The following is a 25,319-nucleotide window of genomic DNA, read 5'->3' on the forward strand; positions in this document are numbered from 1 at the left end:
GGGGTTGGGGGGGGGGGGGGGGGGGGGGGGGGAGAGGGGGGAGGCGGCGGGGGGGGGGGGGGGGGGGGGGGGGGGGGGGGGGGGGGGGGGGGGGGCCCCCCCCCCCCCCCCCCCCCCCCCCACTGCCCGTCGGACCTAGAACTCCAGGCCGGCGAGGAGGCCCCGGTAGAAGGCCGCGTGCGGCGTCTCGACCGGGGTCGCTCCCGCGAAGTACGTCGCCGTACGGGGCGTGCCGTCGAGCTTCCTGAGGTAGTCGAAGGCCTTGTTGTCCTCCTCGCCCCAGACCACGAACCGCCAGTTCAGCGGCCTGTCGGCGGCCTCGGCGAGGGCCTGCGTGGCGGCCGTCTTCGACTCCGGCGCGCCGTCCGTCTGGAACACGACGAGCGCCGGCCGGGCCGGGTCGTTCTTCTCGTGGTGGGCGAGGACCTCTTCGACGGCCCGGTGGTAGTTGGTACGGCCCAGGCGGCCGAGGGTGGCGTTGACCTCGTCGATACGGGTGGGGGTGAGGTCGGCCGGGGTCAGGTCGACGGTGCCGTCGATGTCCGTCGAGAAGAAGACGGTGGTGACGGCGGCGTCCTCGTCGAGGTGCGCCGCGAGCGCGGTGACCTGCTCGGCGAGCCGCTGCACGGAACCGTCCTTGAAGTACCCGCGCATCGACCCGGAACGGTCGACCACGAGGTACACGGCGGCCCGCGCGCCACCGAGCCCCTGCTTCTTGAGCTGCGCGCCGGCGGCCTTGTAGGCGTCGACGAGGTGCGGGGCGGCGGCCTTGACGGCGGGGAGGGGGGTGGCGGGTGCGGCCGGAGCCTCGTCGGCCTGAGCCTCCGGCTCGGGGGTGGAGTCGGCCGCGTCCGCCTCCGGCTCGGGGATGGAGTCGGCCTCGGCCGCCGGGACGGCGACCTCGGCCTGCGACTCGTCGCCGACGACGGCCTCCGGCTCCGTGACCTGGGCCTGCGGCTCGTCGGCCTCCGCCTCGGGCTGAGCCTCGTCGCTCGCGACAGCCTCCGCCTCGGGCTCGGGCTGTGCCTCGTCGGCCGCGACAGCCTCCGGCTCCGTGGCCTCGGCCTGCGGCTCGTCGACAGCCTCCGCCTCCGGCTCCGCCGGAGCCGTGTCCTCGGCGACGACGGCCGCCTCGACGGCGATGCCGGCGTCCGCCGAGGCAGCCTCCGGCTCGGTCGGGTCGGTGGCCTCGGCCTGGGCCTCGTCGGCCGCGTCGGCGTCCGCCGGCTCCGTGTCCACAACGGCCGCTTCCGGCTCCGCCGGGGCCTCGTCGGCCGCGTCCGCAGTCTCGGCCTGCGGCTCGTCCGCAGCCTCGGCTTCCGGCTCCGCCGGGGCCTCGATCGCCTCGTCGGCGGCCGTTGCGTCCGCCGCGTTCACCTCGGCCTCGTCCGCCGCCTCGGCGACCGGCTCCGTAGCCGCCGCCTCGGAGGCCTCCGCCTCCGCAGCCTCGCCCGCATCCGTCGTCGTCCCGGTCCCCGACGTCCTCGCCCTCGGGATCTGCGGGTTGTCGAAGGCCGCCGCCACCAGGTCGTCCGCCGCTCGGCGGGCCTCGGTCTTCTCCGACGGCGCGGGCTCCACGGACGCCGACGCCGACGGCTCCGCGGTCTTCGTGGCCTCTACCGGCTCCGCCGTCTCCACGGACTCACGCGTCTGGGGCGGGACGGAGGTTGCCGGGGAGTCCTCGCGGTCCCGGCCGAACACCTTGCGCAGCATGCTCCGAATACCCATGGGCGAACCCTTTCGCATGAGTGGGGGTGCAGTGTGAATGTCCGTACTGGGCGTTTCGGGACGTTCATCCCTGGCCAGGGCGGACACGTAAGGTTAGCGGCCGCCCTCTCCCCTTCCAGTGACCCGGTCGCCCCCGCTTTCAGGGCGTTCATTCGACGTTCACTCGGGTGCCCCGTCACTCCACCCCCAGGCCGTCCCTGAACCTCGTGAACTGTTCCTCCGGGTCCCCCGTGTACGCCCACGGCACCCACGCCGCCCGCTTCCCCAGCATGGTCATCACGTCCTTCGCGATCTCCACCTGGCCCGCGTAGCAGGCCGCGTGCGCCAGGAAGTTGAGGTCGCCGATCTCCTCCGGGGCCACCGGGCGGCCCGGGTCCCGGCCGCCGATCCAGCGCGCGTGCGTCCGGCGCAGTTCCGTGACCGCCAGTTCGTGCTTCCAGTGCTGGTCGAAGCCGCGCACCGGGCCCCGGCCGAGCGCCCCGTCCGCGATGTACCGGTACTCCTCGACCCGGGCCACCTGCACCAGGACCGGCAGCGGGGAGCCGGGCGGGGCCACGCCCGCCGCGTCGCGGGCGAAGTCGTACATGCTGCCGTGCGTACCGTGCCACCGCGCCGACCAGTAGCGGAGCACCTGGATGTGACCCTCGGTGTTGTACGGGTCCCGGCGCCGCAATTCGTCGAACCAGTGCCGTAGTTCGCGGCGCGGCACCCCGCCCTCGTAGAGACGCGCCACGGAGAGGAGGGAGACCCAGGGCATCGGGTCCTGCGGGGCCGCCTCCGCCGCGCCCCGGCAGGCGTCGACGGCCGCGTCGATCCGGGCCCGTTCGACGACGGCGCCCCGGCCGGCCGCGATGGCCGCGTCGAAGACCCGGACCACCTCGGTCGCGGCCCGCAGCACGGCGGCGTCGGGGTTGCCGGGCTCGGCGGCCCGCCACGTCTCGACGGTGGAGCTGCCCGCGGCGGCGTGCGAGAGGAGCCGCAGCCGGTGGGTGCGGCGCGCCCAGTCCGTACCGGTGGCGGCGAGCAGGTCCCGTACGCCCTGCCAGCGGCCGATGACGATGTCGTGGCGCGCCTCGGTCAGCGCCCGGTCCCCGAAGTCCGGGTCGAAGTCGGGTACGAAGCGCTCCTGGCGGGACGGGCGCACGGAGCGGCGGCGTACGGCCATCGGGGGCCTCCTTCGGGTTCGGCTGCCGTAGGAAGAAGTCGCTCTGTCCGGTGGTGCGGGCGTACCGGTCGTGCGGACGTACCGGTCGCCCGGACGTACCGGCGTCAGAAGTCCGTCGCGTAGCTCTTGTCGCGCGTTCCCGTACGCGGCCGCGTGGCCGGCGCCGAGCCCTCCGCCGCCGCGAGCGCGCGGACCACGTCGAGGCGGGCCGGGCGGTAGTAGTCGCTGCCCTTCCGCCAGTACACGAGCAGTGGGACCACGCCGGTGAACAGGCCGCCGAGGCCGATCGTGAGGGCGGTCGTGGAGAGTTCGCCGAGCGAGGCGACGAAGGCCCACAGCATGAACGCGGAGCCGAGCAGCGGCCACAGCCCGCCGAGGACGAGGTTCCGTACGGAGCGGAACAGGACCGCCCTGTACGCGACGACGGCGGCGATGCCCGCGAGGCCGTAGTAGAACGCGATCTGGAGGCCGATCGCGGCGACGGCGTCGCTGAGGATCTGCTGCACGGAGCCGGCGGCCGCGGCCGCGCAGAACATCAGGAGGGCGGCGCCGCCGACGGCGGCGACCGCGACCCACGGGGTGTTCCAGCGGCGGTGGACGAGACCGAGCGCGGCGGGCAGGGTCCGGTCGCGGCCCATCGCGAACAGCGAGCGGGTGACCTGGAGGAGGGTGGTCTCCAGGGTGGCGACGGTGGACAGGAGGACGGCCACGACGAGCAGTTTGCCGCCGACGCCGGGCCAGATCGCCTCGCCGAGGACGGCGAGGACGTTGGGTCCGGCGGTACGGATCTCCTCGGCGCTCAGCAGGACGTTGACGGCGACCGTGAAGGCCTCGAAGAGGAGGAAGACGAAGCCGACGCCGACGAGCGCGGCGAGCCCGGCGGTGCGGCGGCTGTTCCGGGTCTCCTCGCTGAGGTTGCTGGTGACGTCCCAGCCCCAGTAGTAGAACGCGGCGATCAGCGCCCCGGCGGCGAAGGTGTCCGTCCCGTGGAAGTGGTCGAGGGCGAACCAGGACCAGTCGAAGGCGGTGGCCCGGCCCCGGTGCACGACGGCGGCCAGGACGAAGCCGAGCAGGATCAGCATCTCGACGCCGGACATCACGAGCTGCGCCCGTACGGTGAGCCGCGCGCCGCCCAGGACGACGAGCAGCATCATCAGGAACCAGCCGGCGCCGACGGCCGCCGCGAGCGGGGTGTTCGAGGCCAGGTCCGGGTCGATCAGGGAGAGCGTGAGCGAGCCGGCGGGCAGCGAACCGGCCACCATGAACACGGTGGCGGCGATGACGAGCGCCCAGCCGGAGAGGAAGCCGAGGAAGGGGTGGAGGGTGCGGCCCACCCAGGAGTACCCGGCGCCGGCGTTGACGTCGATGCGGCCCAGGCGGGCGTACGCGAGGACGATGCCGAGCATCGGTATCGCGCAGTACAGCAGGGCGGCGGGTCCGGCGAGGCCGACCGCGCCGAAGAGGACGGCGGTGGTCGCGGCCAGCGAATAGGCGGGGGCGCTGCCGGCGACGGCCATCACGATCGTGTCGAAGGTACCGAGGACATTGGGCTGGAGCCCTCTGTTCGTGGTGGTGCGCATGGCGGAGTCCTCGGGGCGCTGGGGTGGGGCAGGGCGAGGCGGCGGAGCGAAGCGTCAGGCTTTCCGGGCCGGTTGGGGCCGACGGATCGAGCGCATCGTAGTCGTCCCGTGGTGTTCCGGTAATGGCAGTGGGGAGGGTTCCATTCCGTAACCGCCGGTAAGTCCTTCTGTACGCCCCCCGGGAGACGTTTACCGCAGGTCGGGACTGGCGATGGCGCGGGCCGCGCTCACCTCCGAACGGAGCGGCGCGAGCACTCCGTTCTCGTCGCCGGGGAGCTCCGCGCGGACCTCCACGAGGGTGTCCGTATCGCGCAGTCCGTCCGCGAGCTCCCGCAACTCCCGCTCCACGGCGGCCACCTCCGCCGGGTCGGGCGCCGGGGCGCCGTGGTTGACCCGGATCCGGGCGGCGGTCGTCGCGTCCACGATCCGCTCCACGGCGACGACCAGCGGCCACCAGGCGGCGGCGCGGGTACCCGTCGGCGGCGGTTCGGTCAGGGCCCGCTGGAATTCGGAGCGGACCGTCGACAGGTCCCGGTAGAGCTTCCGGCGGGCCCGGAGGCGCGCGCCCTGGTCCGGGCTCGTCGCGCTGAACGCCCGCTGGACGTACGCGGCGGTGTCCGCGACGGCGTCCGCGAGCCGGTCCCCGATCCGGGCGTGCCAGGACTCGGGCCAGAGCAGATAGCCGGCGACCAGCGCGATCGCGCAGCCGATGAGGGAGTCGTAGAGACGGGGCAGGACGAGGTCGAAGCCCTGGTGGTTGAGCGTGTCGGAGAGCAGCAGGATGACCGGGGTGATGGCCGCGGTCTGGAAGGCGTACCCCTTCGCGGAGAACGCCGGGATCAGCGCCGCGAGCACGGCAAGCACCGGCACGTCCCACCAGCCGCGCGGCACCTCGGAGAGGACGAGCGCGGCAAGGACGAGACCGGCGGCGGTGCCGGCGGCGCGGAGCACGGCCCGGGAGAAGACCGAGCCGAAGTCGGGCTTCATGACGAAGGTGACGGTGAGCGCGACCCAGTACGAGCGGGGGACCGGGATCAGGGAGACGAAGGCCTGCGCGAGGCCGATGCAGAGCGCGAGCCGCAGGCCGTACCGCCAGGACGCCTCGGAGAGCAGCACCGCGCGGACCGTCCGGCGGGCCCGGACGCGGAGCGCGGCGGGGCGGCCGAGGCGGTCGTCGACGTTGTACGGGTCGGGGTCCGCCTTGTGGACGACGGCCGCCGCGTGCCGCAGGGCGTGGTCGACCGCCTTCTCCGCGGGCCGTTCGGGCACGGGCAGGTCGTCGAGGACGGGGGCGCCGGTCCGGCCCTCCTCGACGGCGTCCGCGAGCTCCCGCACGGCCGCCGGGATCGCCGGGGACAGCGGGCCGACGAGACGGGCCCGCAGATGCGCGGCGGGCGCGGCCTCGACGAGCGGGATGACGACGTTCAGCTGGGCCAGGATCCGCACCAGCGGCGCGGCCCGGCCGTGCTGGCGGGCCCGGTGGGCGAGGACCAGGTCGTACGCCTGGTTGAGGGAGGTGGTGACGGCCTGCCGTTTCTCCTCGTACGCGGCCGTGCCGGTCGCCTCGTACAGCTCGGCGACCGTCCGGTAGGTCGCGGCCACGGCCTCCCGCTCGGGGGCGACGCGGCGCATCGGCCAGCCGAGGAGGGTGAGCACGAGGACGAAGAGGCCGCCGAGGCCCAGCAGGACCGGGGCCTTCCACCACGGGTCGGGCATGGGCAGACCGGCCCCGACCACGGCGTTGAGCAGCAGGAGCAGGCCGGACACGGAGGCGACCGCGCCGATCGAGGAGATCATCCCCGAGACGAGGGCGACGACGGTGAGGACGGCGACGGCGATCCATCCCTGCCCGAAGACGAGCGTCCCGAGGGTCACCCCGAGCGCGCCGAACGCCTGTGGCACCGCGATGTTGAAGACCCGCATCCGGTAGGCGTCGGCGGTGTCGCCGATGACGCCGGACAGCGCGCCCATCGAGACCAGCGCGCCGTACGCGGGCCGCCCCGTCGCGAGGCCCACGGCCAGCGGCACGGACAGCGCGATCGCCGCGCGGGCGACGGCGGCCCAGGGGATCGGCGCGGGGGCCGGCTTGAGGCCGGCGGTGAGCCAGGCGGGCGGGGTGCCCCGTACGGACCGCTCCATGCGACCAACGTACGCCGCCCCCGTGTCGCTAATTGCGGTAGGACTCGACCTCGGAGGGCGGGCGGAGGGCCGCCGTGTCCGGATCCTCGCCGAACTCGGCTTTCGCGCGTCGCTGCCGCAGCAGGTCCCAGCACTGGTCGAGGCGGATCTCCAGCTCGGCCAGGCGGGCGCGTTCGTCGGAGGGGAGGCCGCCTGTTCCGGCGCGCTGCCGGAGGGCGCGCTCCTCCTCGACGAGGGCGCCGATGTCGTCCAGGATCTCGTCGTTGTCCATGCCTACCAGCGTGGCGGATCAGCCCGCCCCCCGCAGGTCGAGGACGGCGCCCCCGTCCACGGGGGGCCCGCGCCTGGTGGGGGCGGCGGCCACGGCGGTCAGTGCCGCAGGGCCTGGGCGATCTCGGCCTTCGGGGTGCCCGAGAGCGTGCGGTTGCTGCGGGCCGTGCCCGTCTTGGACTTCCCCGCTTCGACGCCGTCGATGTTCAGGACGACGACGTCGAGCAGATTGCCGTCGGCGTCACGGAAGTTGACCATGACCGTGTAGTCGGCGGTCTTGTCCTCGGGGTTGGTCGCGGTGATCTCGGCGACCGTCCGGTCCCCGTCGGTGCTGGTCGCCCCGGCGCGGACGTCCCCGGTGGCGTTGACCCCGTCCTTGACCTCGTTCATCTTCTCCTGGGCGGCGGAGGCGACGGCCGCGGTGGCGGACGAGACGATCTCGCCCGCCTTGTTCTTGGCGGTGTCGCATCCGGACCCGGTGAGGGCGAGGAGCACCGCCGCGGCGAGTGCGACTCCGGTGGTGGCGCGTCCCTTTCGGACTGTTCGGATCATGGGCCTGCGCCTCAGTACCGCTCGTCCGTGCCGTACGCGTCGTCCGTGGCCAGCGCCCAGATCACGAAGATCGAGATGGCCATCGAGAAGAGCGCCCACCACGGCTGGTAGGGGAGGAAGAGGAACTGGAAGAGGATGTTGAGGGAGGCCAGGGAGATGCCGGCGATCCGGCCCCACTCGGCGCCCTTGAGGATGCCGAAGCCGGCGATGGCGACGATGACGCCGAGGATGAGGTGGATCCATCCCCAGGTGGTGAGGTTGAACTTGAAGACGTAGTCGCCGATGCGGGTGTAGATGTCGTCCTCGGCGATGCCTGCGATGCCCTGGAAGACGTCCATGAAGCCGGTGACCAGCATGAGGACGCCGGCGAAGAGGGTGCCGCCGGAGGCCCAGGCGCCGGCGGTGCTCCGGGGGGCGGCCTTGCGGGGTGCGGTGTTCTGGCTCATGGCCCCATCGTGGGAGCGTTCGTACGATTCCGAACGTTCAACGGGGCCGAACGAGTGAGCGCAGGAAGGCGTCGAGGGCCGCGTCGAACTCCTCGGGCCGCTCCAGATTGGGCAGGTGGGCGGCCCGTTCGATTACGGTGAGCGTGGCGTGGGGCAGCAGGGCGTGCATCTCCTCCGCGTCCGCCACCGGGGTGTACGTGTCGTCCCGGCCGACGACGACGAGCGCGGGCACCGTGACGGTGGTGAGCGTCTCCCGGTAGTCGGGGCGTTCGGCCCGCCCGCGCAGGGCGGCCGCCGCGGCGACCGGGTCGGTGCCGCACATCATGCGGTGGACGTGGGGTGCGGCGTGCGTGTTGTACGGGGCGACCATCCGGTCCAGTACCTCGTCGGCGTACCCGCGCATGCCCTCCCGCAGGAGCCGGTCGGCCATGGCGTTCCGGGCGTTCCTGCCGTCCTCGGTCTCGGCGGCCGGGAAGGTGTCGGCGAGGACGAGGCCCCGGACCCGCCCGGGGTGGCGGCGGACGAGCTCCATGGCGATCTGGCCGCCCATGGAGAGGCCGGCGACGACGCAGTCGTCGATCCCGAGGGCGTCCAGGAGGCCGGCCAGGTCCTCGGCGAAGTCCCCGAGGAGGGTGGAGCCGGTGCTCGCGCCGAGCGGCGTGGCGCCGTAACCCCGCAGGTCGGGGGCGATGACGCGGTGTCCGGCGCGGGAGAAGCGGTCGATCTGCGGCTGCCACATGGTGTGGTCGAAGGGGTGGCCGTGGACGAGGAGGAGAGCGGGGCCGCTGCCCCGGTCCTCGTAGAAGGCCTCGGCGTGGACGGTGCGGGAGGCGGGCATGTACGCAGGCTAGTCAGCGCCAACAGTTCTGTGCAATAAGGACATTGCTGTCGGTGTAATAGGGGAAGCTCGCGCATGAGCTACCCGATGCGATTCAGCGTGGCTTGGTGAGCATATTCCGCCGGTATTTCGCGAAAAGATCAAGAGGTCATGCAAGTTGCAGACGATATGATGCCGGATGTGTTCATCGGGGTGAGAATTTCAGCGCGGCGATATTAACCAATGCTAGGTTCTCGCTCGTGAGTCAAGACACCCTGGTCAAGCGACAGTTCGGGCACCATACCCGGCTCTCGCTGTCTCCTGCGGAGGTTCGCGCAGTGGATGACCAGGCGCACGCGGCCCGCACGATGTGGAATCTGCTGCACGTGTGGTGGCGGATGATGCCGAAGGAGCAGCGGACTCTCGCGAACGCGGACGCCGCGATCCGGCAGGCCCGCAAGGACATCGATTTCCTGGCCGCCCTTCCTGCCCAGGCCGCGCAGGCCGTACTCAAGACGTACTTCCGGGCGTGGAAGAACTGCTGGGAGGGCCGCGCCGACGCCCCGAACTTCAAGGGCCGGTTCCGCACGGTGATGTCCGTGGACATCCCACAGGGCCGGGACCTGCACATCACCCGCGTACACCGCCGCTGGGGCATGGTCAACGTTCCCAAGGTGGGCCGGATCCGCTTCCGGTGGACCAAGAACCTGCCCGTGGGCAAGCGCGCCGACGCGGAGAACCGGATCACCGGGGCACGACTGGTCAAGGACGCGCTCGGCTGGCACATCACCTTCCGCGTCCAGACCCTGGAGGCCATGCCCGCCCCTCATCAGGGGCCGGACGTCGGCATCGACGTGGGCGTGACCGTGCCCCTCGCCCTGTCGGACGGCACAACCTACGAACACGGCGAATGGCTGACCGGCAAGGAGAAGGCCAGGCTCCTCCACCTGGAGCAGCGCGCCGCGCAGCGCAAGCGGCACCACAGGCCCGGCGAGCGCACCAGCCGCCGGCTGCACCACACGTACGACCGGATCGCAGAACTCCGCGCGAAAGCCAAGCGCCGGGCCCTCGACTGGCAGCACAAGACGACCACCCACATCGCCCGCGCCTACGGCACCGTCGTGGTCGAGGCACTCACCATCACGAACATGGTCAAGTCCGCCGAGGGAACCGTCGAAGCACCGGGGAAGAACGTCGTGCAGAAGGCCGGTCTGAACCGCTCCATCCACGCCGAGGCGTGGGGCCGGACGGTCACCCTGCTGGCGTACAAGACCGCCCAGCGCGGCGGCACCCTGGTCAAGGTTCCCGCCCCCGGCACCTCCCGGCGCTGCTCGGCGTGCGGCTTCACCACGCCCGGCAATCGGGAGTCCCAGGCCGTTTTCGTGTGCAAGAACCCGGACTGCGACTGGTCGGGCAACGCCGACCACAACGGGGCCCGGAACGTCTTGCACCTCTACCGGATGGGCCTTGCGCTCATCCCGGCTGCCGGAAGGGCAGTCGTCAGACGCGCCAAGCGCGTCAAGCCCGCTGCCGTAAGGTAAGCGGGAATCTCCCGGCTCCGGTCGGGAGAGCACTTCAACTCCAGCCCACCCTGCACAACCACAACCCGCTCTCCGCCACCGCCGGGGAAGGCCGACGGGCCGAACTCGCCGCGCTGCTCCGCCGCCTGGAGCTGACCGCCGTCGAGGACACCACCTGGGCGTTCCTCGCCCCCGACGCGCCCGCGCCGCTCGCCGCGCGCGCCCCCGAGCAGGTGCTCCTCGTCGACAGCCTCTCCAAGCGGCTCGCCCCCGGACTCACCGTCGGCTACCTCGTGGTCCCCGCCCGGCTCCGTACCGCCGCCGCCGACGCCCTGCGCTCCGGCGCCTGGACGGCCGGCGGGCTCGCCCTCGCCGCCGCGACGCGCTGGACCGGGGACGGGACGGTCGCCGAGGCCGTGGCGCTCAAGCGGGCGGACACGGAGGCCCGGCACGCCCTGCTCCGGCGCCGCCTCGCCGGACACGCCCTGCGGACCTCCCCGCACGCCTACTACTGCTGGTGGGAGTTGCCCGCGCCCTGGCGCGCGGAGACCTTCACGGCTGCGGCGGCCGCGCGGGCGGGCGTGGCCGTCACCCCCGGCAGCGCCTTCGCGGTCGGCCGCGCCGCCGCGCCCGACGCCGTCCGGCTCGGCCTCGCGTCACCGCCGGTCGCGGTCCTGGACGAGGCCCTGGTCCGGCTGGCCGCGGTGGCAGCTTCAGGCCCGTGATCCACTTGCGGGGCGCGGGGCGCGGGTGTGCCCTGGAGGGTGCGGGAACCCGGAACCAGGGGGGTCGGACACGAAGGAGCTCCTGCCATGGCCGCACACGCAGCGGTGCCCGTCCGGCGCTCGTTCAGCGCGCACGGTTGGGCCCTCCCGGCGACGACCGGCGTCCTGTACGGCCTGTACGCGCCGGTGATCGCCCGAGACGGCGGCGCGCTCAGCTGGGGACAGTTCTGGCTGGGCGTCATCTCCGCCGTCGTCGTCGCCGTCGGGATGTACGCCCTCCGGCGCTACGGCCACCACCTGCCCCGCGAGCTGCGGGGCACCGCCTGGGGCGCCTACGCCGGCATCGGGATCGGCTTCCTGTTCAGCCTCTCCGGCGCGAGCATCTACTCGTCGGTGCTGCTGGGCCTGATCGTGGGCGCGATCGCGGGCGGCTCGGCGTTCTACCTCTTCTACACCCATGAGGACGCGACGGGCCATCCGGCGCCGTACTGAGGCCGTCGCAAGGCCGGGGGCCCCGCTCGGGGCCCCCGGCCTTCGGCTACGCCGCGCCCCGTGGGGTCGTCTGCTGGACCGACCACCGGTTGCCGTCCGGGTCCTCGAAGTAGACGAAGGAGCCCCAGGGCTGGTCGTCGATGGCGGTGACCTGGATGCCGCGGGCCGTCAGGTCCGCGTGGGCCTCCTCGATGTCGGTGACGACGACCTGCATGTTGTCCAGCGAGCCGGGGGTCATCGCGGTGATGCCCTTGCCGAGGGCGATCGAGCAGGCCGAGCCGGGCGGGGTGAGCTGGACGAAGCGGATGTCCTCGCTGACGGTGACGTCGTGGTCGGCGTGGAAGCCGACCTGTTCGTAGAAGGCCTTGGCCCGGTCGATGTCGGTGACGGGGACGCCGATCAGCTCCAGTCTGATGTCCATGGTCAGGACCGCACCTCGCCCCGTACGACCACGACCGGGCACGGCGCGTGCTGGGTGACGTGGGAGGAGACCGAGCCGAGGACCGCCGCCTTGAAGCCGCTGTAGCCGCGGTCGCCGACGACGAGGAGGCTCGCGCCGGCGGCCGCGTCGATGAGGGCCTGGGTGGCGTTGGCGCCGACGACCGTACGGGTGACGCCGGCGGCCGCCGCGGGCGTGAGGGTGGCGTCCACCGCCTGGTCGAGGATCGTCCTGGAGAGCTCCTCGGGGTCGTACTGGAGCGGAACGCCAGGCATCACCGATGCCCAGACCGCCGGGTAGTCCCAGCTGATCACCGCCTCGAGCGAGTCCCCGGTGAGGGCGGCCTGCGCGGCCGCCCACTTCAGCGCCTTCAGGGAAGGCTCCGATCCGTCCACGCCCACCACGATCCTGCCGCCGGCCATCGCCGACCTCCGTTTCGTCGCTGCCAGTGCGCTGCAAGTGGACCTAACGTAACAAAACCGGTCAGTCCAGGCGCAGATCTGCCAGCTGCTTCTCGAACGGGACGATCTCCTCGTCGTCGGCCCGCCGGGCCGGACGGGCCGCCACGGTGTCCGCGAACTCGTTGCCCGCGCGGGTGATCCGGGCCGGCAGCCCCTCCGTGTACGCGTCGCCGCCCGAGCCCCAGTCCTCGGAGGCCGCGTAGACCGCGGTGGGGGAGACGGAGGCGCGGAGGTAGGCGAAGAGCGGGCGCAGGGCGTGGTCCAGGACCAGGGAGTGGCGGGCGGTGCCGCCGGTCGCGCCGATGAGGACCGGGGTCCCGGTCAGCGCGGACGGGTCGACGAGATCGAAGAAGGACTTGAACAGGCCGCTGTAGGAGGCCGTGAAGACCGGGGTCACCGCGATGACCCCGTCCGCCGAGGTCACCTTCTCGATGGCCTCCTCCAGCGCCGCCGACGGAAAGCCCGTCACGAAGTTCTTCGCGATGTCGACGGCCAGGTCGCGCAGTTCGACGACCTCGACGTCGACGGCGTACTCCTGCTCGGCCAGCCGGTACCGGGCCGCCTGGAGCAGCCGGTCGGCGAGCAGCCGGGTGGAGGAGGGGGAGCTCAGGCCGGCGGAGACGGCGACCAGCTTCAGCGTCTGCATGGCGTCAGACCTCCTGGGAAGCGAGGACGGCGGGGTGGAGCGGGGCGGTCTCCGGGACTCCGGCGGGCCGCAGGTTCGCGAACTCCTTGCGCAGCACCGGGACGACCTCCTCGCCGAGCAGGTCGAGCTGCTCCAGGACCGTCTTGAGGGGCAGTCCGGCGTGGTCGACGAGGAACAGCTGGCGCTGGTAGTCGCCGACGTACTCGCGGAAGGACAGGGTGCGCTCGATGACCTCCTGCGGGGAGCCGACGGTCAGCGGGGTCTCGCGGCTGAACTCCTCCAGGGAGGGGCCGTGGCCGTAGACCGGCGCGTTGTCGAAGTACGGGCGGAACTCCCGTACCGCGTCCTGCGAGTTCTTCCGCATGAAGACCTGGCCGCCGAGGCCGACGATGGCCTGCTCCTCCGTGCCGTGGCCGTAGTGCGCGTACCGCCGGCGGTAGAGCCGGACCATCTTCTCGGTGTGCTGCTTGGGCCAGAAGATGTGGTTCGCGAAGAAGCCGTCGCCGTAGTACGCGGCCTGTTCGGCGATCTCGGGGGAGCGGATGGAGCCGTGCCAGACGAACGGCGGGACGCCGTCGAGCGGGCGCGGGGTGGACGTGAAGCCCTGGAGGGCGCTGCGGAACTTGCCCTCCCAGTCGACGACGTCCTCCCTCCACAGCTTGTGGAGGAGCGCGTAGTTCTCGATGGCGAGCGGGATGCCCTGGCGGATGTCCTGGCCGAACCACGGGTAGACCGGGCCGGTGTTGCCGCGGCCCATCATCAGGTCGACGCGGCCGTCGGCGAGGTGCTGGAGGGTCGCGTAGTCCTCGGCGATCTTCACCGGGTCGTTGGTGGTGATCAGGGTGGTCGAGGTCGACAGGATCAGGTTCTCCGTGCGGGCGGCTATGTGCCCGAGGAGCGTCGTCGGGGAGGACGGGACGAACGGCGGGTTGTGGTGCTCGCCGGTCGCGAAGACGTCGAGCCCGACCTCCTCGGCCTTGAGCGCGATCGCGACGGTGTTCTTGATGCGCTCGTGCTCGGTGGGGGTGCGGCCGGTGGTGGCGTCGGTCGTCACGTCGCCGACGGTGAAGATCCCGAACTGCATCGTGCTCACCTCTCGCGTTTCTCACTAGGCGTCTAGTGGTTGAAGCAGTGGTTGAAGCTTAAACTAATACCTCGAACGACGCGACCTCCCCCGCTATTCCGGCCCCCGTACCCTGGAGGGCATGAGCGAGAAGACGTGGGACCACGAGCGCTGGAAGGAGCGGGGCGTGATGCTCCGCGTCTTCGTGTACGTCTTCGCGACACACGCCTTCGCCGGCTTCGTCTGGCTCCTCTTCTACGTCGGGCAGAACGCCCAGAAGTAAGGCCCGACCAGGGCTCACGTAGAGTCCCCGACGTGAACGCTGCGATATCGGTGGTGTCGGTCGTCGGGATCGGCGCGGACGGCTGGGACGGGCTCCCCGAGACCGCCCGCCGCGCGCTGCGCGCCGCCGAGGTCCTGCTCGGCGCCCCCCGCCAGCTCGGCCTCCTCCCCGAGGACGACTGCCCCGGCGAGCGGATCGCCTGGCCCTCGCCGCTGCGCCCCGCCGTCCCCGGACTGCTCGCCGCCCACGAGGGCCGCGCGATCGCCGTCCTCGCCAGCGGCGACCCCAGCTTCTACGGCATCGCCCGCACCCTCGCGGAGACGGTGGGCGCCGACCGCCGCGTGACCTTCGACGTTCACCCGCACCCCTCCTCCGTCTCGTACGCCTGCGCCCGGCTCGGCTGGCCCCAGGAAGCCGTCGAGACGCTCTCCCTCGTCGCCCGGCCCCTCGCCGCGCTCTCCGCCGCCCTCCACGAGGGCCGCCGCCTCCTCGTGCTCAGCGAAGGCGCCGACACGGCCGCGCGGGTCGCCGCACTCCTGCGGGACACCGGCTGGGGCGGCACCCGTATCCGCGTCCTCGAACAGCTCGGCGGCCCCGCCGAACGGCTCCTCGACGGGACCGCCGCCGACTGGCCGTACGAGCGCACCGACGCCCTCAACGTCCTCGCCCTCGACTGCGCCCGCGACCCCGGCACCCTCCGGCTCGGCGCCGTGCCCGGACTGCCCGACGAGGCCTACGAGCACGACGGCCAGCTCACCAAGCGGTACGTGCGCGCGGCCACCCTCGCCGCCCTCGCCCCCGCCCCCGGCGAACTCCTCTGGGACGTCGGCGGCGGCTCCGGCTCCATCGGCGTCGAATGGATGCGCACCCACCGCTCCTGCCGGGCGATCGCCGTCGAGAAGTCCCCCGAGCGGGCCGCCCGCATCACCCGCAACGCCGACGCCCTCGGCGTACCCGGCCTGGAAGTCGTCACGGGACCGGCGCCGACGGCGCTGTCCGGTCTGGAGACGCCGTCCGCGATCTTCATCGGCGGCGGCCTCACCGCCCCCGGCCTCCTCGACACCTGCTGGGAGGCCCTGCCGCCCGGCGGCCGGCTCGTCGCCAACACCGTGACGCTGGAGTCCGAGGCGCTGCTCGCCCAGTGGTACGGCCGCCACGGCGGCGAACTGGTCCGGCTCGCCGTCTCCACCGCCGTGCCCGTGGGCGGCTTCACCGGCTGGCGCCAGGCCATGCCCGTCACCCAGTGGTCCGTAACGAAGGGTTGTACCGACTCATGACCGTCTACTTCATCGGAGCGGGCCCCGGCGCGGCCGACCTGATCACCGTGCGCGGCGCGCGGACCCTCGCGAAGTGCGGGGTCTGCCTCTACGCCGGCTCCCTCGTCCCCACCGAACTGCTCGCCGAGTGCCCGCCGGACGCGAAGCTCGTCGACACGGCGAAGATGCACCTGGACGAGATCGTCGCGGAGATCACCGCCGCCCACGAGGCCGGGCAGGACGTCGCCCGCCTCCACTCCGGCGACCCGTCCGTGTTCAGCGCGATGGCCGAGCAGATGCGCCGCCTGGACGCGGCCGGCATCCCGTACGAGGTCGTGCCCGGCGTCCCGGCCTTCGCGGCGGCGGCGGCAGCCCTGAAGCGGGAGCTCACCGTTCCCACGGTCGGCCAGACCGTCATCCTCACCCGCATCGCCCAGCAGGCCACCGCCATGCCGGAGGGCGAGGACCTCGCCACCCTCGGCCGCAGCGGCGCCCTGCTCGTCCTCCACCTCGCCGCGCGCTACGTCGACCGGGTCGTCGGCGAGCTCGTCCCCCACTACGGCGCCGACTGCCCGGCCGCCGTCGTCGCGATGGCCAGCCGGCCGGACGAGGTGGTCCTGCGGGGCACCCTGGAGGACATCGCGGAGCAGACGAAGGCGGCGGGCATCACGAAGACGGCCGTCATCATCGTCGGCCGCACGCTGGCGGCCTCGGAATTCCGCGACAGCCACCTGTACGACCCGGCGCGCGACCGCCACGTCTGCTGAGCCCGGAACGACGGAGGCCGGACCCCCACACGGGTCCGGCCTCCGTCACACCACCACGACTCAGGCGTTGGGCCGCTTGCCGTGGTTCGCCTTCTTCTTCTTGCGGGCCCGCTTCTTGTTGCCGCGCTTCGCCATGGGACTCCCTCTCGCTCGGGGACTCTGTCTGGGCACGAGCCTAGGTTCAGGGCCGTGGTGCCGCATGTCGGTGCCAGGGGCTTGAATGACCCCGTGACCGTCTACGACGTGGCCCGGGCGCTGCCGGGCATCGAGGAACTGCGCGACCACACCCGGGGGCTCGCGATGGTGGAGGCCGTGGTGTGCCCCGAGTGGGGCGACCGGTACTACTCCTTCGCGAAGGACGTGGCATCGATGTGAAACGGGCAGGGGGACCAGTACACGATCGTCTTCACCCCGGCGGGGGCGTACGTGGAGGGCTTCGACCACGAGTCCGTGATGAGCCCCTGGGCGCTGGACGACCCGGCCGTGTGGCCGGGTGTCCTCGACGACGTACCGGAGGTCTTCCGGCAGTGTGTGACGGACGGGGCCGAGGGCGAGCCACCGGACATCACCGTCTGCCTCTGGCGGGAGACGACAGACACGGCCTGGCAGGCGGGCACGATCGACTTCCCCACCTGGGGCGACGGAGAGCCGGACGGCTCCGACCACCTCTTCGAGCTGCTGCTCGACCGCTCGGCGGAGGCGTACGCGGCATGGGCGTCCGACTACTACGAGCGCCCCGTGGGCGTCGAGGTCGTACGCCACGTCCTGGCCCTGGAACCTCTGACGCGGGAGGTCGTGGCGGCCCTCAACCCGGACGTGGACCTCGCCGACCTGGCCGAGGACATCGCGGAGATCGGCTACCCGTCACTCAGGGACGTCGTCGACTGGCTGGAGGCGGAGTACGGGCCCCTCACGGAGAGCGAGCTCGCTGCGGCGCGGGCCGAGATGGAGGCCCTCGACGCCGAGCACGAGCGGCGCCGCAGGCTCAGGAACGAGTGAGGCCCCACTCCGGCGCGAGCACCGACATCACCGTCGCGTCCACCCGCTCCCCCTCCCAGAGCAGCGCCCCGCGCAGGACGCCCTCCGGGCGGAAGCCGGCCTTCTCGTAGGCGCGGCGGGCGCGGGGGTTGAAGGCGTAGACCTCCAGCCAGATCCGGTACAGGCCGAGCGTCCCGAAGCCGTGGCCGACGATCAGGCGGGTCGCCTCCGTGCCGAGGCCCCGGCCGACGGCGTCCGGGACGAAGGCGATCCGGAAGGCGCAGCTCTCGTTGCCGGGGTCCCATGCGGTGAGGACGGCCTCGCCGACGACCCGCCCGGTCGCCCGCTCGACGACGGCGAGGTCGAGCCGGTCGTCCTGCGCGCCGCGCGAGCCGTACCACTTCAGCAGGGCCGCCTCGTCGAAGTGCGTGTGGCTGCCGGTGAGCCGGGTGACCTCCGGGTCTTCGAACAGCGGCAGCAGCGCGGGCACGTCCGCCTCGGTGACGGGACGGAGGACCACCAGATCACCGGTGAGGGTGGGCTTGTGCGAGAAGTCGGTCATCCCCGGATTCTCGGCGGGCGCCGCACCGGCTGTCGCGCGCTTTACGGCCCCGCCACCGCCGACCGCCCCACCACGACGCCCGCCCGGTCGATGCAGATCACGTCGACCGCGACCGGCGCGCCGCGCAGGACCGCGAGGGACTCGTCGCGGGCGCGGGCGGCGACGAGGTCGCCCAGGGGCACGCCCGCGGCCTCGCAGAGGCGGAGGGCGGCGAGGCCCGTGTTGGCGGCGGCGATCTCGGCGGCGAGGGCGTCGGAGGCGCCGCCCGTGCGGGCCAGTTCGGCGAGGAAGGCCTTGTCGACCTGGGAGCGGGCCGAGTGGAGGTCCAGGTGGCCGGCGGCGAGCTTGGAGAGCTTGGCGAAGCCGCCGCAGATCGTGAGCCGGTCGACGGGGTGGCGCCGGATGTACTTGAGTACCGCGCCCGCGAAGTCGCCCATGTCGAGGAGCGCGATCTCCGGCAGGTCGTAGATCCCGGCGACGGTCCGCTCGGAGGTGGAGCCCGTACAGCCGGCGACATGGGTCAGACCGCCCGCGCGGGCCACGTCGACGCCGCGGCGGATGGAGTCGATCCAGGCGGAGCAGGAGTACGGGACGACGACGCCGGTCGTGCCGAGGATCGACAGGCCGCCGAGGATGCCGATGCGCGGGTTCCAGGTGGAGCGGGCGATCTCGGCGCCGTTGTCGACGGAGACGGTGATCTCGACGTCCCCGGGGGCGCCGTGCGCGGCGGCGACGGCGGCGACGTGCTCGCGCATCAGCTGCCGGGGCACGGGGTTGATGGCGGGCTCACCGACATCGAGGGGGAGGCCGGGGAGGGTGACCGTTCCGACGCCCTCACCGGCCCGGAAGACCACACCCGACCCCGGCGGCAGGAGCCGTACCGTCGAGCGGATCACGGCCCCGTGCGTGACGTCCGGGTCGTCACCGGCGTCCTTGACGACGGCGGCCATGGCGGAGCCGCCCGCGAGGGACTCGGCCGTCAGCGCGAAGGACGGCGTCTGGCCCTTGGGGAGGGTGATCGTCACCGGGTCGGGGAAGTCGCCGGTGAGCAGCGCGGTGTACGCGGCGGTGGTGGCCGCCGTCGCGCAGGCACCGGTCGTCCAGCCCGGCCGGAGGCCGGTGTGCTTGAGTTGGGCCTCACGCCCGCCGCCTGAAGTCACGAAGAGGCTCCTGTGCACGTACTCATTCTCGGCGGGACCACCGAGGCCCGCGCCCTCGCCGGACTGCTGCACGGCGGGGTCCGGGTCACCAGCTCCCTCGCGGGCCGGGTCGCGAGCCCCCGGCTGCCGGAGGGCGAGGTCCGGATCGGCGGGTTCGGGGGCGTCGACGGGCTCGTGGAATGGCTGGCGGGGCACGCCGTGGACGCGGTCATCGACGCCACCCATCCCTTCGCCGAGCGGATCAGCTTCAACGCGGCCCGGGCGGCCGCCACCGCCCATGTTCCCCTGCTGGCGCTGCGGCGCCCCGGCTGGGTCCCGGGGGAGGGCGACGACTGGCGTCCCGTGGGGTCCCTTGAGGAGGCGGCGCGGGCCCTGGACGGGCTCGGCGACCGGGTCTTCCTGACGACGGGCCGCATGGGCCTGGCGGCCTTCGCGGCCTGCCCGCAGTGGTTCCTGGTCCGCTCGGTGGACGCCCCGGACGCCCCGATGCCGGCCCGCACCGAGATCCTCCTCGACCGGGGTCCGTTCACCCTGGACGGCGAGCGGGAGATCCTCGCCCGCCGGCGGATCGACGTGGTGGTGACGAAGGACAGCGGCGGCGCGGCGACCGCCCCGAAGCTGACCGCGGCCCGCGAGGCGGGCCTCCCGGTCGTGGTGGTCCGCCGCCCGCCGGTCCCCTCCGGCGTCGCCGTGGCGGCGACCCCGGAGGAGGCCGCCGCGTGGGTGGCTACCCGCTGACGGGCGTGCCGAGTTCGGTGACCTCGGCCCAGTTCAGGCTGGGGTCGTCGGCCCGGAGCATGTTCTCCCACTGGTCCACGGCGATCACCGTGTACATCACGTTCTCGCCGTCCGCCTCGCTCGGGTGCAGGTACGAGGTGGCGGTCTTGGAGAGGTAGTCGACGCGGTGGGCGAGCCAGAGGGTGCCGCCGTCGCCGTCGTCGTACTTCTCGGCCCGGTACACCTCGTACCGCTTGAGGTCGGGCTCCGTGCTCGGGTCCCACTCGATGAGCACGCCGTCCTCGCGCGGCGTCGCCTTGACGCCGGTGACGGGCGCCGGGGCGATCAGGTCGCCCTCGGTCGTGACCACGGCCTCGGCGGAGGCCGGGGACTCGTGGCCGGCCCGGTCCACCGCCGTGACCGTGTACCGGTAGGTCGTGCCGTGCCAGAGGCCGTTCTCGTCGGTGTACGAGGGGACGGAGGCGGTTCCGAGGAGGGAGCCGTCGCGGTAGACGCGGTAGGAGGCCACGTCGGTGTCCGCCGGGGCGGTCCAGCTCAGGGCGTAGCCCCGGATGTAGCTGCCGGTGTCCACGGCCGTCAGGTCCTTCGGAGCCCCGGGCGCGTAGTCGCCGCGCGTGGCGGTGACGGCGGTACGGGCCGAGGTGTTGCCGGCGGCGTCGACGGCCGAGACCCAGTACGTGTAGCCGGTCCGCTCGGCGGCGGTGGTGTCCTTCCAGGTGGCGGTCGTGATGCCGGTCGCGACCGGGGCGACGGGGTCGGTGGTGCCCGTGCGCTGCCGGTGGACGGTGTACGTCGCCGCGCCGGTGACCGGCTGCCAGGCCAGGACGACGCCGGTGTAGCCGTCGGACGCGGCCACGCCCGCCGGGGCGGCGGTCGGGGTCCTGTCCACGGACACGGCCGTCAGGCCGGCGCCGCCCGGGGACTCGTTGCCGGCCTTGTCGACGGCGCGGAGCTCGTACAGGTACGTCTGGCCGGTCGGCGGTGGGGAGTTCACGTACGAGGTGCCGGTGACCAGGGCGGTGGCGCTGCTGACCTTGGTCCAGGTGGTGGAGGTGCCGAGGCGCCGGTAGACGCGGTAGCCGGCGAGGTCCATCTCCTTGTTCGCCGCCCAGCGCAGGGTGGCCTGGCCGAGGGTCTTGTCGTACGCGACGGTGGCGCCGGTCGGCGCGAGCGGGCGGACCTTGTCGGCGGTCGCCGAAGTGACGGGCGCGTAGGTGAACTTGACGTTGGCGGCGCCGGTCCAGGCCGCGTAGTACACGGTGAGGGTGTGTCGGCCGGCCGGAACGGTGAGGTTGACCGTCTTCGTCTGGGTGGTGGAGACGTTCCTCCACAGGTCGATCGTGCGGACGCCGTCGAGGTTGACGCGGATGCCGTCCTGGGCGGCGGCGGTGAAGGTGAAGGGACCGCCGGAGCCGAAGTCCCGGACCACCGACCAGCGCACGGAGAAGTCGTCCCGCGGCAGCCGCCCGCCCGCCGGGTCGCCGGTGCCGTAGTTCTCGGCGATGGCGCTGTCGCAGGAGGTCAGCTTGGGGGTGCCGCTGAACGTGGAGTTGGCGAAGAACTCCGCCTTCCACACCGGGGCCGTGCAGGTGACGGCCGCGGCGGCCGGAGTGGCGGTCAGCAGACCACCGGAGGCGGCGAGCGCGGCCGTGACGGCCAGGGCGTTCAGCCGGGTACGAGTCATCACAGGGGGAGGGCCCTTTCCGGACCTATGGGAAGCAGGTGAAACGGGGGAACTCCTGTGTGACTCCCGAGGTGGGGGAAGGGTTGTGCCCGCCCCCACCTCGGATCTCCCGCCCCTGGCTGTCAGCCGTACCGTCGCGGCGTCCACGTGATCGTGCGGCCGTCCCCGCGTTCGACCGCGCGGGTCTGCGAGGAGCCGATCAGGAGGAGGGTCCGCATGTCGACCTCCGAGGGGTCCAGGGTCTTGAGGGTGAGGACGCGGACCGACTGCTCCGGGCCGCCGACGTCGCGGGCGACGACCACCGGGGTCTCGGGGGCGCGGAGTTCGAGGAGGAGGTCGCGGGCCGCGGCGACCTGGTGGGTGCGGGACTTGGAGCCCGGGTTGTAGAGGGCGATGACCAGGTCGGCCGAGGCGGCCGCGCGGAGGCGGGCCTCGATGACGTCCCAGGGCTTGAGGCGGTCGGAGAGGGAGATCGTGGCGTAGTCGTGGCCCAGCGGGGCGCCCGCCGCGGCTGCCGCCGCGTTGGCCGCGGTGACCCCCGGGAGGACCCGTACGGGCACGTCCGCGTACTCCGGTTCGCAGGCCACCTCCAGGACCGCCGTCGCCATGGCGAAGACGCCCGGGTCGCCGCCGGAGACGACCGCGACCTTCCGGCCGCGCCGGGCCAGGTCGAGGGCGAACTCGGCGCGCTCGGACTCGACCTTGTTGTCGGAGCCGTGCCGGATCTGGCCGGGGCGCAGGACCGGCACCCGGTCGAGGTAGGTGGTGTAGCCGACGAGGACGTCGGCGTTGACGAGCGCGCCGCGCGACTCGGGGGTGAGCCAGGGTGCCCCGGCGGGGCCGGTGCCGACGACGGTGACCTCGCCCGTCTCCCGTACGGGAGGCTCCTGGTCGATACGGGAGGGGAGGACCGCCACCGAGAAGTACGGGACGGAGTCGGGGTCGACGTCCGTCAGCCTCTCCGTGCGCTCGCCCGTCATGAACGCGCGCTCCACGTACCGCGCGTCGTCGAGCCGGCCCGCCCGCTCCAGGGCCCGCTTCACCGTGGGGAACGTGCGGCCCAGCTTCATCACGACCGCCGAGTCGGCGCCCGCGAGGCGGGCCGTCAGCTCGTCCTCCGGCAGGGTGCCGGGGATGATCGTGAGGACCTCCTCCGCCTCGCACAGCGGCTCGCCGAGCCGGGCGGCGGCGGCGCTCACCGAGGTGACGCCGGGGATGACGGTCGTGTCGTAGCGGTCGGCGAGACGCTTGTGCATGTGCTGGTACGAGCCGTAGAACAGCGGGTCGCCCTCGGCGAGGACGGCGACCGTGCGGCCGGCGTCCAGGTGGGCGGCGAGGCGGGCCGAGGCCTCCTCGTAGAAGTCGTCCAGGGCGCCCCGGTAGCCGCCAGGGTGGTCCGTGGTCTCCACCGTGAGCGGGTACATCAGCCGCTCCTCGATGTGGTCCTCGCGGAGGTGCTCGGCGGCGATGGAGCGGGCTATCGAGCGGCCGTGGCGGGCCGAGTGGTACGCGATCACGTCGGCGGACGCGATCGCCTTCACGGCGGCGACCGTCATCAGGTTCGGGTCGCCGGGGCCGAGGCCCACGCCGTAGAGCTTTCCGGGCGTCACGGTGGTCATGCCTGGACCTCCTGGATCTCCGCTTCGTGGGCGAGGGCGTTGAGCGCGGCGGCCGTCATCGCGCTGCCGCCGCGCCGGCCCCGTACGACCAGGTAGTCGAGGCCGAGGGTGTTCTCGGCCAGCGCGTCCTTGGACTCGGCGGCGCCGATGAAACCGACCGGGATGCCGAGGACGGCGGCGGGCTTCCCGGCGCCCTTCGCGATCATCTCCAGGAGGTGGAAGAGGGCGGTCGGCGCGTTGCCGATGGCGACGACGGAGCCTTCGAGGCGGTCCCGCCACAGTTCGAGCGCGGCGGCCGAGCGGGTGGTGCCGAGCTCGGCGGCGAGACCCGGGACGGCCGGGTCGGAGAGGGCGCACAGCACCTCGTTGTCGGCGGGCAGCCGCTTGCGGGTGACCCCGCTGGCCACCATCTGCGCGTCGCAGAGGATGGGCGCGCCGGCCTGGAGGGCGGCGCGGGCGCTCGCGACGACGCCGGGGGAGTACGCGATGTCCTGCACGAGGTCGGTCATGCCGCAGGCGTGGATCATCCGCACCGCCACCTGGGCGACGTCGGCGGGCAGGCCCGCGAGGTCCGCCTCGGCGCGGATCGTGGCAAAGGACCGGCGGTAGATCTCCGTCCCGTCCTTCTCGTAGTCGAACATCCTGGTGCTCTCGCTCATCTCGTCGTGCGGGCCGTGGTCACTGCTTCGGGCAGGGAGGTACGGGGGGTGGGGACGCCGTCCACCAGATAGGTGTCGTCGCCGGTGGCGAGGACGTCGACCCAGGTGCCGTGCGGATGGCCGCAGCGGCGCTCGCACCCGGAGTAGTGGACGGGCAGGCCTCCGCGCCGGACGAGGCCGGCGTCCGTCCGTACGTCCGCGAGGGACTTGGCGCAGCCGGGCCGCCCGGTGCAGGCGCTGACCCCGACCGAGGGCAGGTCGGGCCGGGTGACCAGGCCGTACGTCTCCAGTCCTGGCAGCCGGTCGGCGCCCGCCCCGACGACGACCACGCCACGCCAGGGCGTGCACCGCAGCTCGTCGGCCCCGTCGGCCAGGGCCCGCAGCTGGGCGGCCGTCAGGCGGCCGAGCGGGGCGAGGACGTGCAGGGCGTGCGCGCCGAGCGGGCCGGGTGCGGGCGGCGGGGACGCGGGGAGCGGCGGTGCGGGTACGGGCTCCGCCGTGATCCCGGCCCGCGCGAGGGCCCCGGCCCACTCGGGTACGTGCGTGTCGGGCAGTTCGCGGGGCCGCCAGGCCCCGTTCCCGGCGGCCTCGGCGGCGTCCAGGAACGCGAGGGCCGTGGTGAGGGCGGCCCGGACGGCGTCGGCGGCGGCGAGCCGGAAGACCTCCGGGCCGAGCCGCAGCAGCACCGATCCCTCCGGTCCTGCGATCAAGCTCACATCGCCGCCGAGCCCGGCGACGTCCCCGCGTCCGTCGTCGAGGAGGAACAGGAACCGTCCCGAAAGGGACGCGGCCCGGGGCTCCGCGCACAGCGCCGTGTCCAGTGCGCGCGCCCACAACTGCACGTCCGCGTACCCGAGTCCGTCGAGTCCCGCGCCGGGCGAGGCCACGATGTTGCGGACGCGCTCGTGGGTCGGCGAGGGCAGGAGGCCCGCCCCGGCCAGAAGGCCGGCCAGTTCCGCCCCGCAGCCCTCGCCGAGGCCGCGCAGCTCCGCGTTGCCGCGCGAGGTGATGCTGATCCGCCCGTCGCCGAGGGTCTCGGCGGCCCGGGCCAGGACCTCGGCCTGATGGACCGTCAAGCGTCCGGCGGGCAGGCGCAGTCGGGCCAGGCGACCGTCGTCGGCGGGGTGCAGGCGCAGCGCCCCGGGGCAGGCGTCGCCACGGTCCCGTACGCGAGCTTCGCCCGGTTCGGGCGTCGGGGGCGGGGTGGGCGGCATGGCGGCGAGCATACCCACGGGGAACCGCCCGACCACCGGGTGTGATCCGGCCGACTCTCCGGCACCCTCCGGCCGGTGTGATCCGGCCGACCTCCGGTCTCCGGTGCGGTGTGGTCCGGCTGACCTCCGGTCTCCGGTCCGGTGTGATCGGACCGACCCCCTCGATCCCTGGGGCACGTCGGCGGCACGTTCTAGGATGCAGACCGGCATGGGGTCCCAGGACCCCGGGGAGGAAGCCCGGTGAGAATCCGGCGCGGTCCCGCCACTGTGAGCCCGTACCCGCGAGGGAAGGGTGAGTCAGGAACTCCCGCCGTCCATACGACCACCCGGGGCGCGGACAACCCCGAGGAAGGGCC

Annotated in this window: 28 protein-coding genes and 1 riboswitch; of the genes, 9 read left to right on the forward strand and 19 right to left on the reverse strand. The window is 73.2% G+C overall.

The annotated features are described in order from the left end of the window. Positions 1-135 precede the first annotated feature (135 nt). From ACZ7HT_RS08480 to ACZ7HT_RS08515, 8 genes are all read right to left on the reverse strand, one after another. On the reverse strand, positions 136-1,728 hold the full coding sequence (locus tag ACZ7HT_RS08480; RefSeq protein ID WP_471161574.1) for a VWA domain-containing protein: 1,593 nt from the start codon (positions 1,726-1,728) through the stop codon (positions 136-138). Positions 1,729-1,903: 175 nt separating this feature from the next. Then, a complete protein-coding gene (locus ACZ7HT_RS08485) occupies positions 1,904-2,893 on the reverse strand; it encodes a hypothetical protein (protein WP_471161577.1) in 990 nt (329 codons plus the stop codon). Between the two features lie 104 nt (positions 2,894-2,997). Continuing rightward, positions 2,998-4,473 carry an APC family permease gene (locus ACZ7HT_RS08490; RefSeq protein WP_471161580.1) on the reverse strand — a complete coding sequence of 492 codons (1,476 nt, stop codon included), beginning with the start codon at positions 4,471-4,473 and terminating at the stop codon, positions 2,998-3,000. Positions 4,474-4,662: 189 nt separating this feature from the next. Further along, on the reverse strand, positions 4,663-6,612 hold the full coding sequence (locus tag ACZ7HT_RS08495) for an FUSC family protein (protein WP_471161583.1): 1,950 nt from the start codon (positions 6,610-6,612) through the stop codon (positions 4,663-4,665). 28 nt (positions 6,613-6,640) lie between these two features. Further along, positions 6,641-6,883 carry a DUF2630 family protein gene (locus tag ACZ7HT_RS08500; RefSeq protein ID WP_471161586.1) on the reverse strand — a complete coding sequence of 81 codons (243 nt, stop codon included), beginning with the start codon at positions 6,881-6,883 and terminating at the stop codon, positions 6,641-6,643. A 98-nt stretch (positions 6,884-6,981) separates the two neighbouring features. Then, entirely contained in the window at positions 6,982-7,434 is a 453-nt protein-coding gene (locus ACZ7HT_RS08505) for a hypothetical protein (RefSeq protein WP_471161589.1), read from the reverse strand. A gap of 11 nt (positions 7,435-7,445) precedes the next feature. Then, positions 7,446-7,880, reverse strand: coding sequence for a DUF7144 family membrane protein (locus ACZ7HT_RS08510; RefSeq protein ID WP_471161592.1), 435 nt, complete (start codon positions 7,878-7,880; stop codon positions 7,446-7,448). A 37-nt stretch (positions 7,881-7,917) separates the two neighbouring features. Further along, positions 7,918-8,718, reverse strand: coding sequence for an alpha/beta fold hydrolase (locus tag ACZ7HT_RS08515; RefSeq protein WP_471161594.1), 801 nt, complete (start codon positions 8,716-8,718; stop codon positions 7,918-7,920). Between the two features lie 293 nt (positions 8,719-9,011). Between ACZ7HT_RS08515 and ACZ7HT_RS08520 the strand changes: the two genes are divergently transcribed. The 3 genes from ACZ7HT_RS08520 to ACZ7HT_RS08530 all read left to right on the forward strand — a co-directional run bounded on the left by ACZ7HT_RS08520 (position 9,012) and on the right by ACZ7HT_RS08530 (position 11,434). Then, positions 9,012-10,238 carry an RNA-guided endonuclease InsQ/TnpB family protein gene (locus ACZ7HT_RS08520; RefSeq protein ID WP_471162160.1) on the forward strand — a complete coding sequence of 409 codons (1,227 nt, stop codon included), beginning with the start codon at positions 9,012-9,014 and terminating at the stop codon, positions 10,236-10,238. Positions 10,239-10,288: 50 nt separating this feature from the next. Further along, positions 10,289-10,942 carry an aminotransferase class I/II-fold pyridoxal phosphate-dependent enzyme gene (locus ACZ7HT_RS08525; RefSeq protein ID WP_471162163.1) on the forward strand — a complete coding sequence of 218 codons (654 nt, stop codon included), beginning with the start codon at positions 10,289-10,291 and terminating at the stop codon, positions 10,940-10,942. Between the two features lie 87 nt (positions 10,943-11,029). Beyond that, complete coding sequence (locus ACZ7HT_RS08530; RefSeq protein ID WP_471161597.1) at positions 11,030-11,434, forward strand: hypothetical protein; 405 nt, start codon at positions 11,030-11,032, stop codon at positions 11,432-11,434. A 46-nt stretch (positions 11,435-11,480) separates the two neighbouring features. Here the strand turns inward: ACZ7HT_RS08530 and ACZ7HT_RS08535 are convergent, their stop codons facing one another. The 4 genes from ACZ7HT_RS08535 to ACZ7HT_RS08550 all read right to left on the reverse strand — a co-directional run bounded on the left by ACZ7HT_RS08535 (position 11,481) and on the right by ACZ7HT_RS08550 (position 14,064). Then, on the reverse strand, positions 11,481-11,855 hold the full coding sequence (locus tag ACZ7HT_RS08535; protein ID WP_471161599.1) for a VOC family protein: 375 nt from the start codon (positions 11,853-11,855) through the stop codon (positions 11,481-11,483). A 2-nt stretch (positions 11,856-11,857) separates the two neighbouring features. Further along, positions 11,858-12,295: a universal stress protein gene (locus tag ACZ7HT_RS08540; protein ID WP_471161602.1), complete on the reverse strand. Its 438-nt coding sequence runs from the start codon at positions 12,293-12,295 to the stop codon at positions 11,858-11,860. A 61-nt stretch (positions 12,296-12,356) separates the two neighbouring features. Further along, positions 12,357-12,980: an FMN reductase gene (locus tag ACZ7HT_RS08545; RefSeq protein ID WP_471161604.1), complete on the reverse strand. Its 624-nt coding sequence runs from the start codon at positions 12,978-12,980 to the stop codon at positions 12,357-12,359. Positions 12,981-12,984: 4 nt separating this feature from the next. Next, the gene (locus ACZ7HT_RS08550; RefSeq protein ID WP_471162165.1) at positions 12,985-14,064 is read right to left on the reverse strand and encodes an LLM class flavin-dependent oxidoreductase; all 1,080 of its coding nucleotides are present in this window, start codon (positions 14,062-14,064) and stop codon (positions 12,985-12,987) included. Positions 14,065-14,185: 121 nt separating this feature from the next. On the opposite strand from ACZ7HT_RS08550, the gene ACZ7HT_RS08555 reads away from it, so the two are divergent. Genes ACZ7HT_RS08555 through cobM form a run of 3 tightly spaced genes read left to right on the forward strand, consistent with a single transcriptional unit; the run spans position 14,186 to position 16,349 of the window. Next, positions 14,186-14,326 (forward strand): DUF6126 family protein, encoded by a 141-nt coding sequence (locus tag ACZ7HT_RS08555; RefSeq protein WP_471161607.1) that lies wholly within the window; start codon positions 14,186-14,188, stop codon positions 14,324-14,326. Positions 14,327-14,358: 32 nt separating this feature from the next. After that, complete coding sequence (gene cbiE / locus ACZ7HT_RS08560; protein ID WP_471161610.1) at positions 14,359-15,603, forward strand: precorrin-6y C5,15-methyltransferase (decarboxylating) subunit CbiE; 1,245 nt, start codon at positions 14,359-14,361, stop codon at positions 15,601-15,603. Further along, entirely contained in the window at positions 15,600-16,349 is a 750-nt protein-coding gene (gene cobM / locus ACZ7HT_RS08565) for a precorrin-4 C(11)-methyltransferase (RefSeq protein WP_471161613.1), read from the forward strand. Before cbiE ends, cobM begins: the two co-directional genes overlap by 4 nt. A gap of 60 nt (positions 16,350-16,409) precedes the next feature. On the opposite strand, the gene ACZ7HT_RS08570 is transcribed toward cobM, so the two are convergent. After that, positions 16,410-16,484 (reverse strand): 50S ribosomal protein bL37, encoded by a 75-nt coding sequence (locus tag ACZ7HT_RS08570; RefSeq protein WP_099895366.1) that lies wholly within the window; start codon positions 16,482-16,484, stop codon positions 16,410-16,412. A 93-nt stretch (positions 16,485-16,577) separates the two neighbouring features. Between ACZ7HT_RS08570 and ACZ7HT_RS08575 the strand changes: the two genes are divergently transcribed. Together ACZ7HT_RS08575 and ACZ7HT_RS08580 are read left to right on the forward strand one after the other, a co-directional pair. After that, entirely contained in the window at positions 16,578-16,724 is a 147-nt protein-coding gene (locus tag ACZ7HT_RS08575; RefSeq protein ID WP_471161616.1) for a hypothetical protein, read from the forward strand. Between the two features lie 51 nt (positions 16,725-16,775). Continuing rightward, positions 16,776-17,348: a hypothetical protein gene (locus ACZ7HT_RS08580; protein ID WP_471161619.1), complete on the forward strand. Its 573-nt coding sequence runs from the start codon at positions 16,776-16,778 to the stop codon at positions 17,346-17,348. Here ACZ7HT_RS08580 and ACZ7HT_RS08585 read toward each other — a convergent pair. Next, positions 17,335-17,889 carry a GNAT family N-acetyltransferase gene (locus tag ACZ7HT_RS08585; protein ID WP_471161622.1) on the reverse strand — a complete coding sequence of 185 codons (555 nt, stop codon included), beginning with the start codon at positions 17,887-17,889 and terminating at the stop codon, positions 17,335-17,337. The genes ACZ7HT_RS08580 and ACZ7HT_RS08585 overlap by 14 nt on opposite strands. Before the next feature lie 41 nt (positions 17,890-17,930). Next, on the reverse strand, positions 17,931-19,049 hold the full coding sequence (locus ACZ7HT_RS08590; protein WP_471161625.1) for a cobalt-precorrin-5B (C(1))-methyltransferase: 1,119 nt from the start codon (positions 19,047-19,049) through the stop codon (positions 17,931-17,933). A gap of 12 nt (positions 19,050-19,061) precedes the next feature. On the opposite strand from ACZ7HT_RS08590, the gene ACZ7HT_RS08595 reads away from it, so the two are divergent. Beyond that, positions 19,062-19,787, forward strand: coding sequence for a cobalt-precorrin-6A reductase (locus ACZ7HT_RS08595; protein WP_471161628.1), 726 nt, complete (start codon positions 19,062-19,064; stop codon positions 19,785-19,787). Here ACZ7HT_RS08595 and ACZ7HT_RS08600 read toward each other — a convergent pair. The 4 genes from ACZ7HT_RS08600 to ACZ7HT_RS08615 all read right to left on the reverse strand — a co-directional run bounded on the left by ACZ7HT_RS08600 (position 19,777) and on the right by ACZ7HT_RS08615 (position 24,975). Beyond that, positions 19,777-21,471 (reverse strand): fibronectin type III domain-containing protein, encoded by a 1,695-nt coding sequence (locus tag ACZ7HT_RS08600; protein ID WP_471161631.1) that lies wholly within the window; start codon positions 21,469-21,471, stop codon positions 19,777-19,779. The two genes, ACZ7HT_RS08595 and ACZ7HT_RS08600, sit on opposite strands and share 11 nt — an antisense overlap. Before the next feature lie 122 nt (positions 21,472-21,593). Beyond that, on the reverse strand, positions 21,594-23,090 hold the full coding sequence (gene cobJ / locus ACZ7HT_RS08605) for a precorrin-3B C(17)-methyltransferase (protein ID WP_471161634.1): 1,497 nt from the start codon (positions 23,088-23,090) through the stop codon (positions 21,594-21,596). Next, entirely contained in the window at positions 23,087-23,731 is a 645-nt protein-coding gene (locus ACZ7HT_RS08610; RefSeq protein ID WP_471162168.1) for a precorrin-8X methylmutase, read from the reverse strand. Before ACZ7HT_RS08610 ends, cobJ begins: the two co-directional genes overlap by 4 nt. Before the next feature lie 14 nt (positions 23,732-23,745). After that, entirely contained in the window at positions 23,746-24,975 is a 1,230-nt protein-coding gene (locus ACZ7HT_RS08615) for a cobalamin biosynthesis protein CobG (RefSeq protein ID WP_471162170.1), read from the reverse strand. A 175-nt stretch (positions 24,976-25,150) separates the two neighbouring features. Then, positions 25,151-25,289: riboswitch (cobalamin riboswitch) on the forward strand. Positions 25,290-25,319: the final 30 nt, after the last annotated feature.

It is taken from the genome of Streptomyces sp. NPDC037410, from assembly GCF_055602235.1.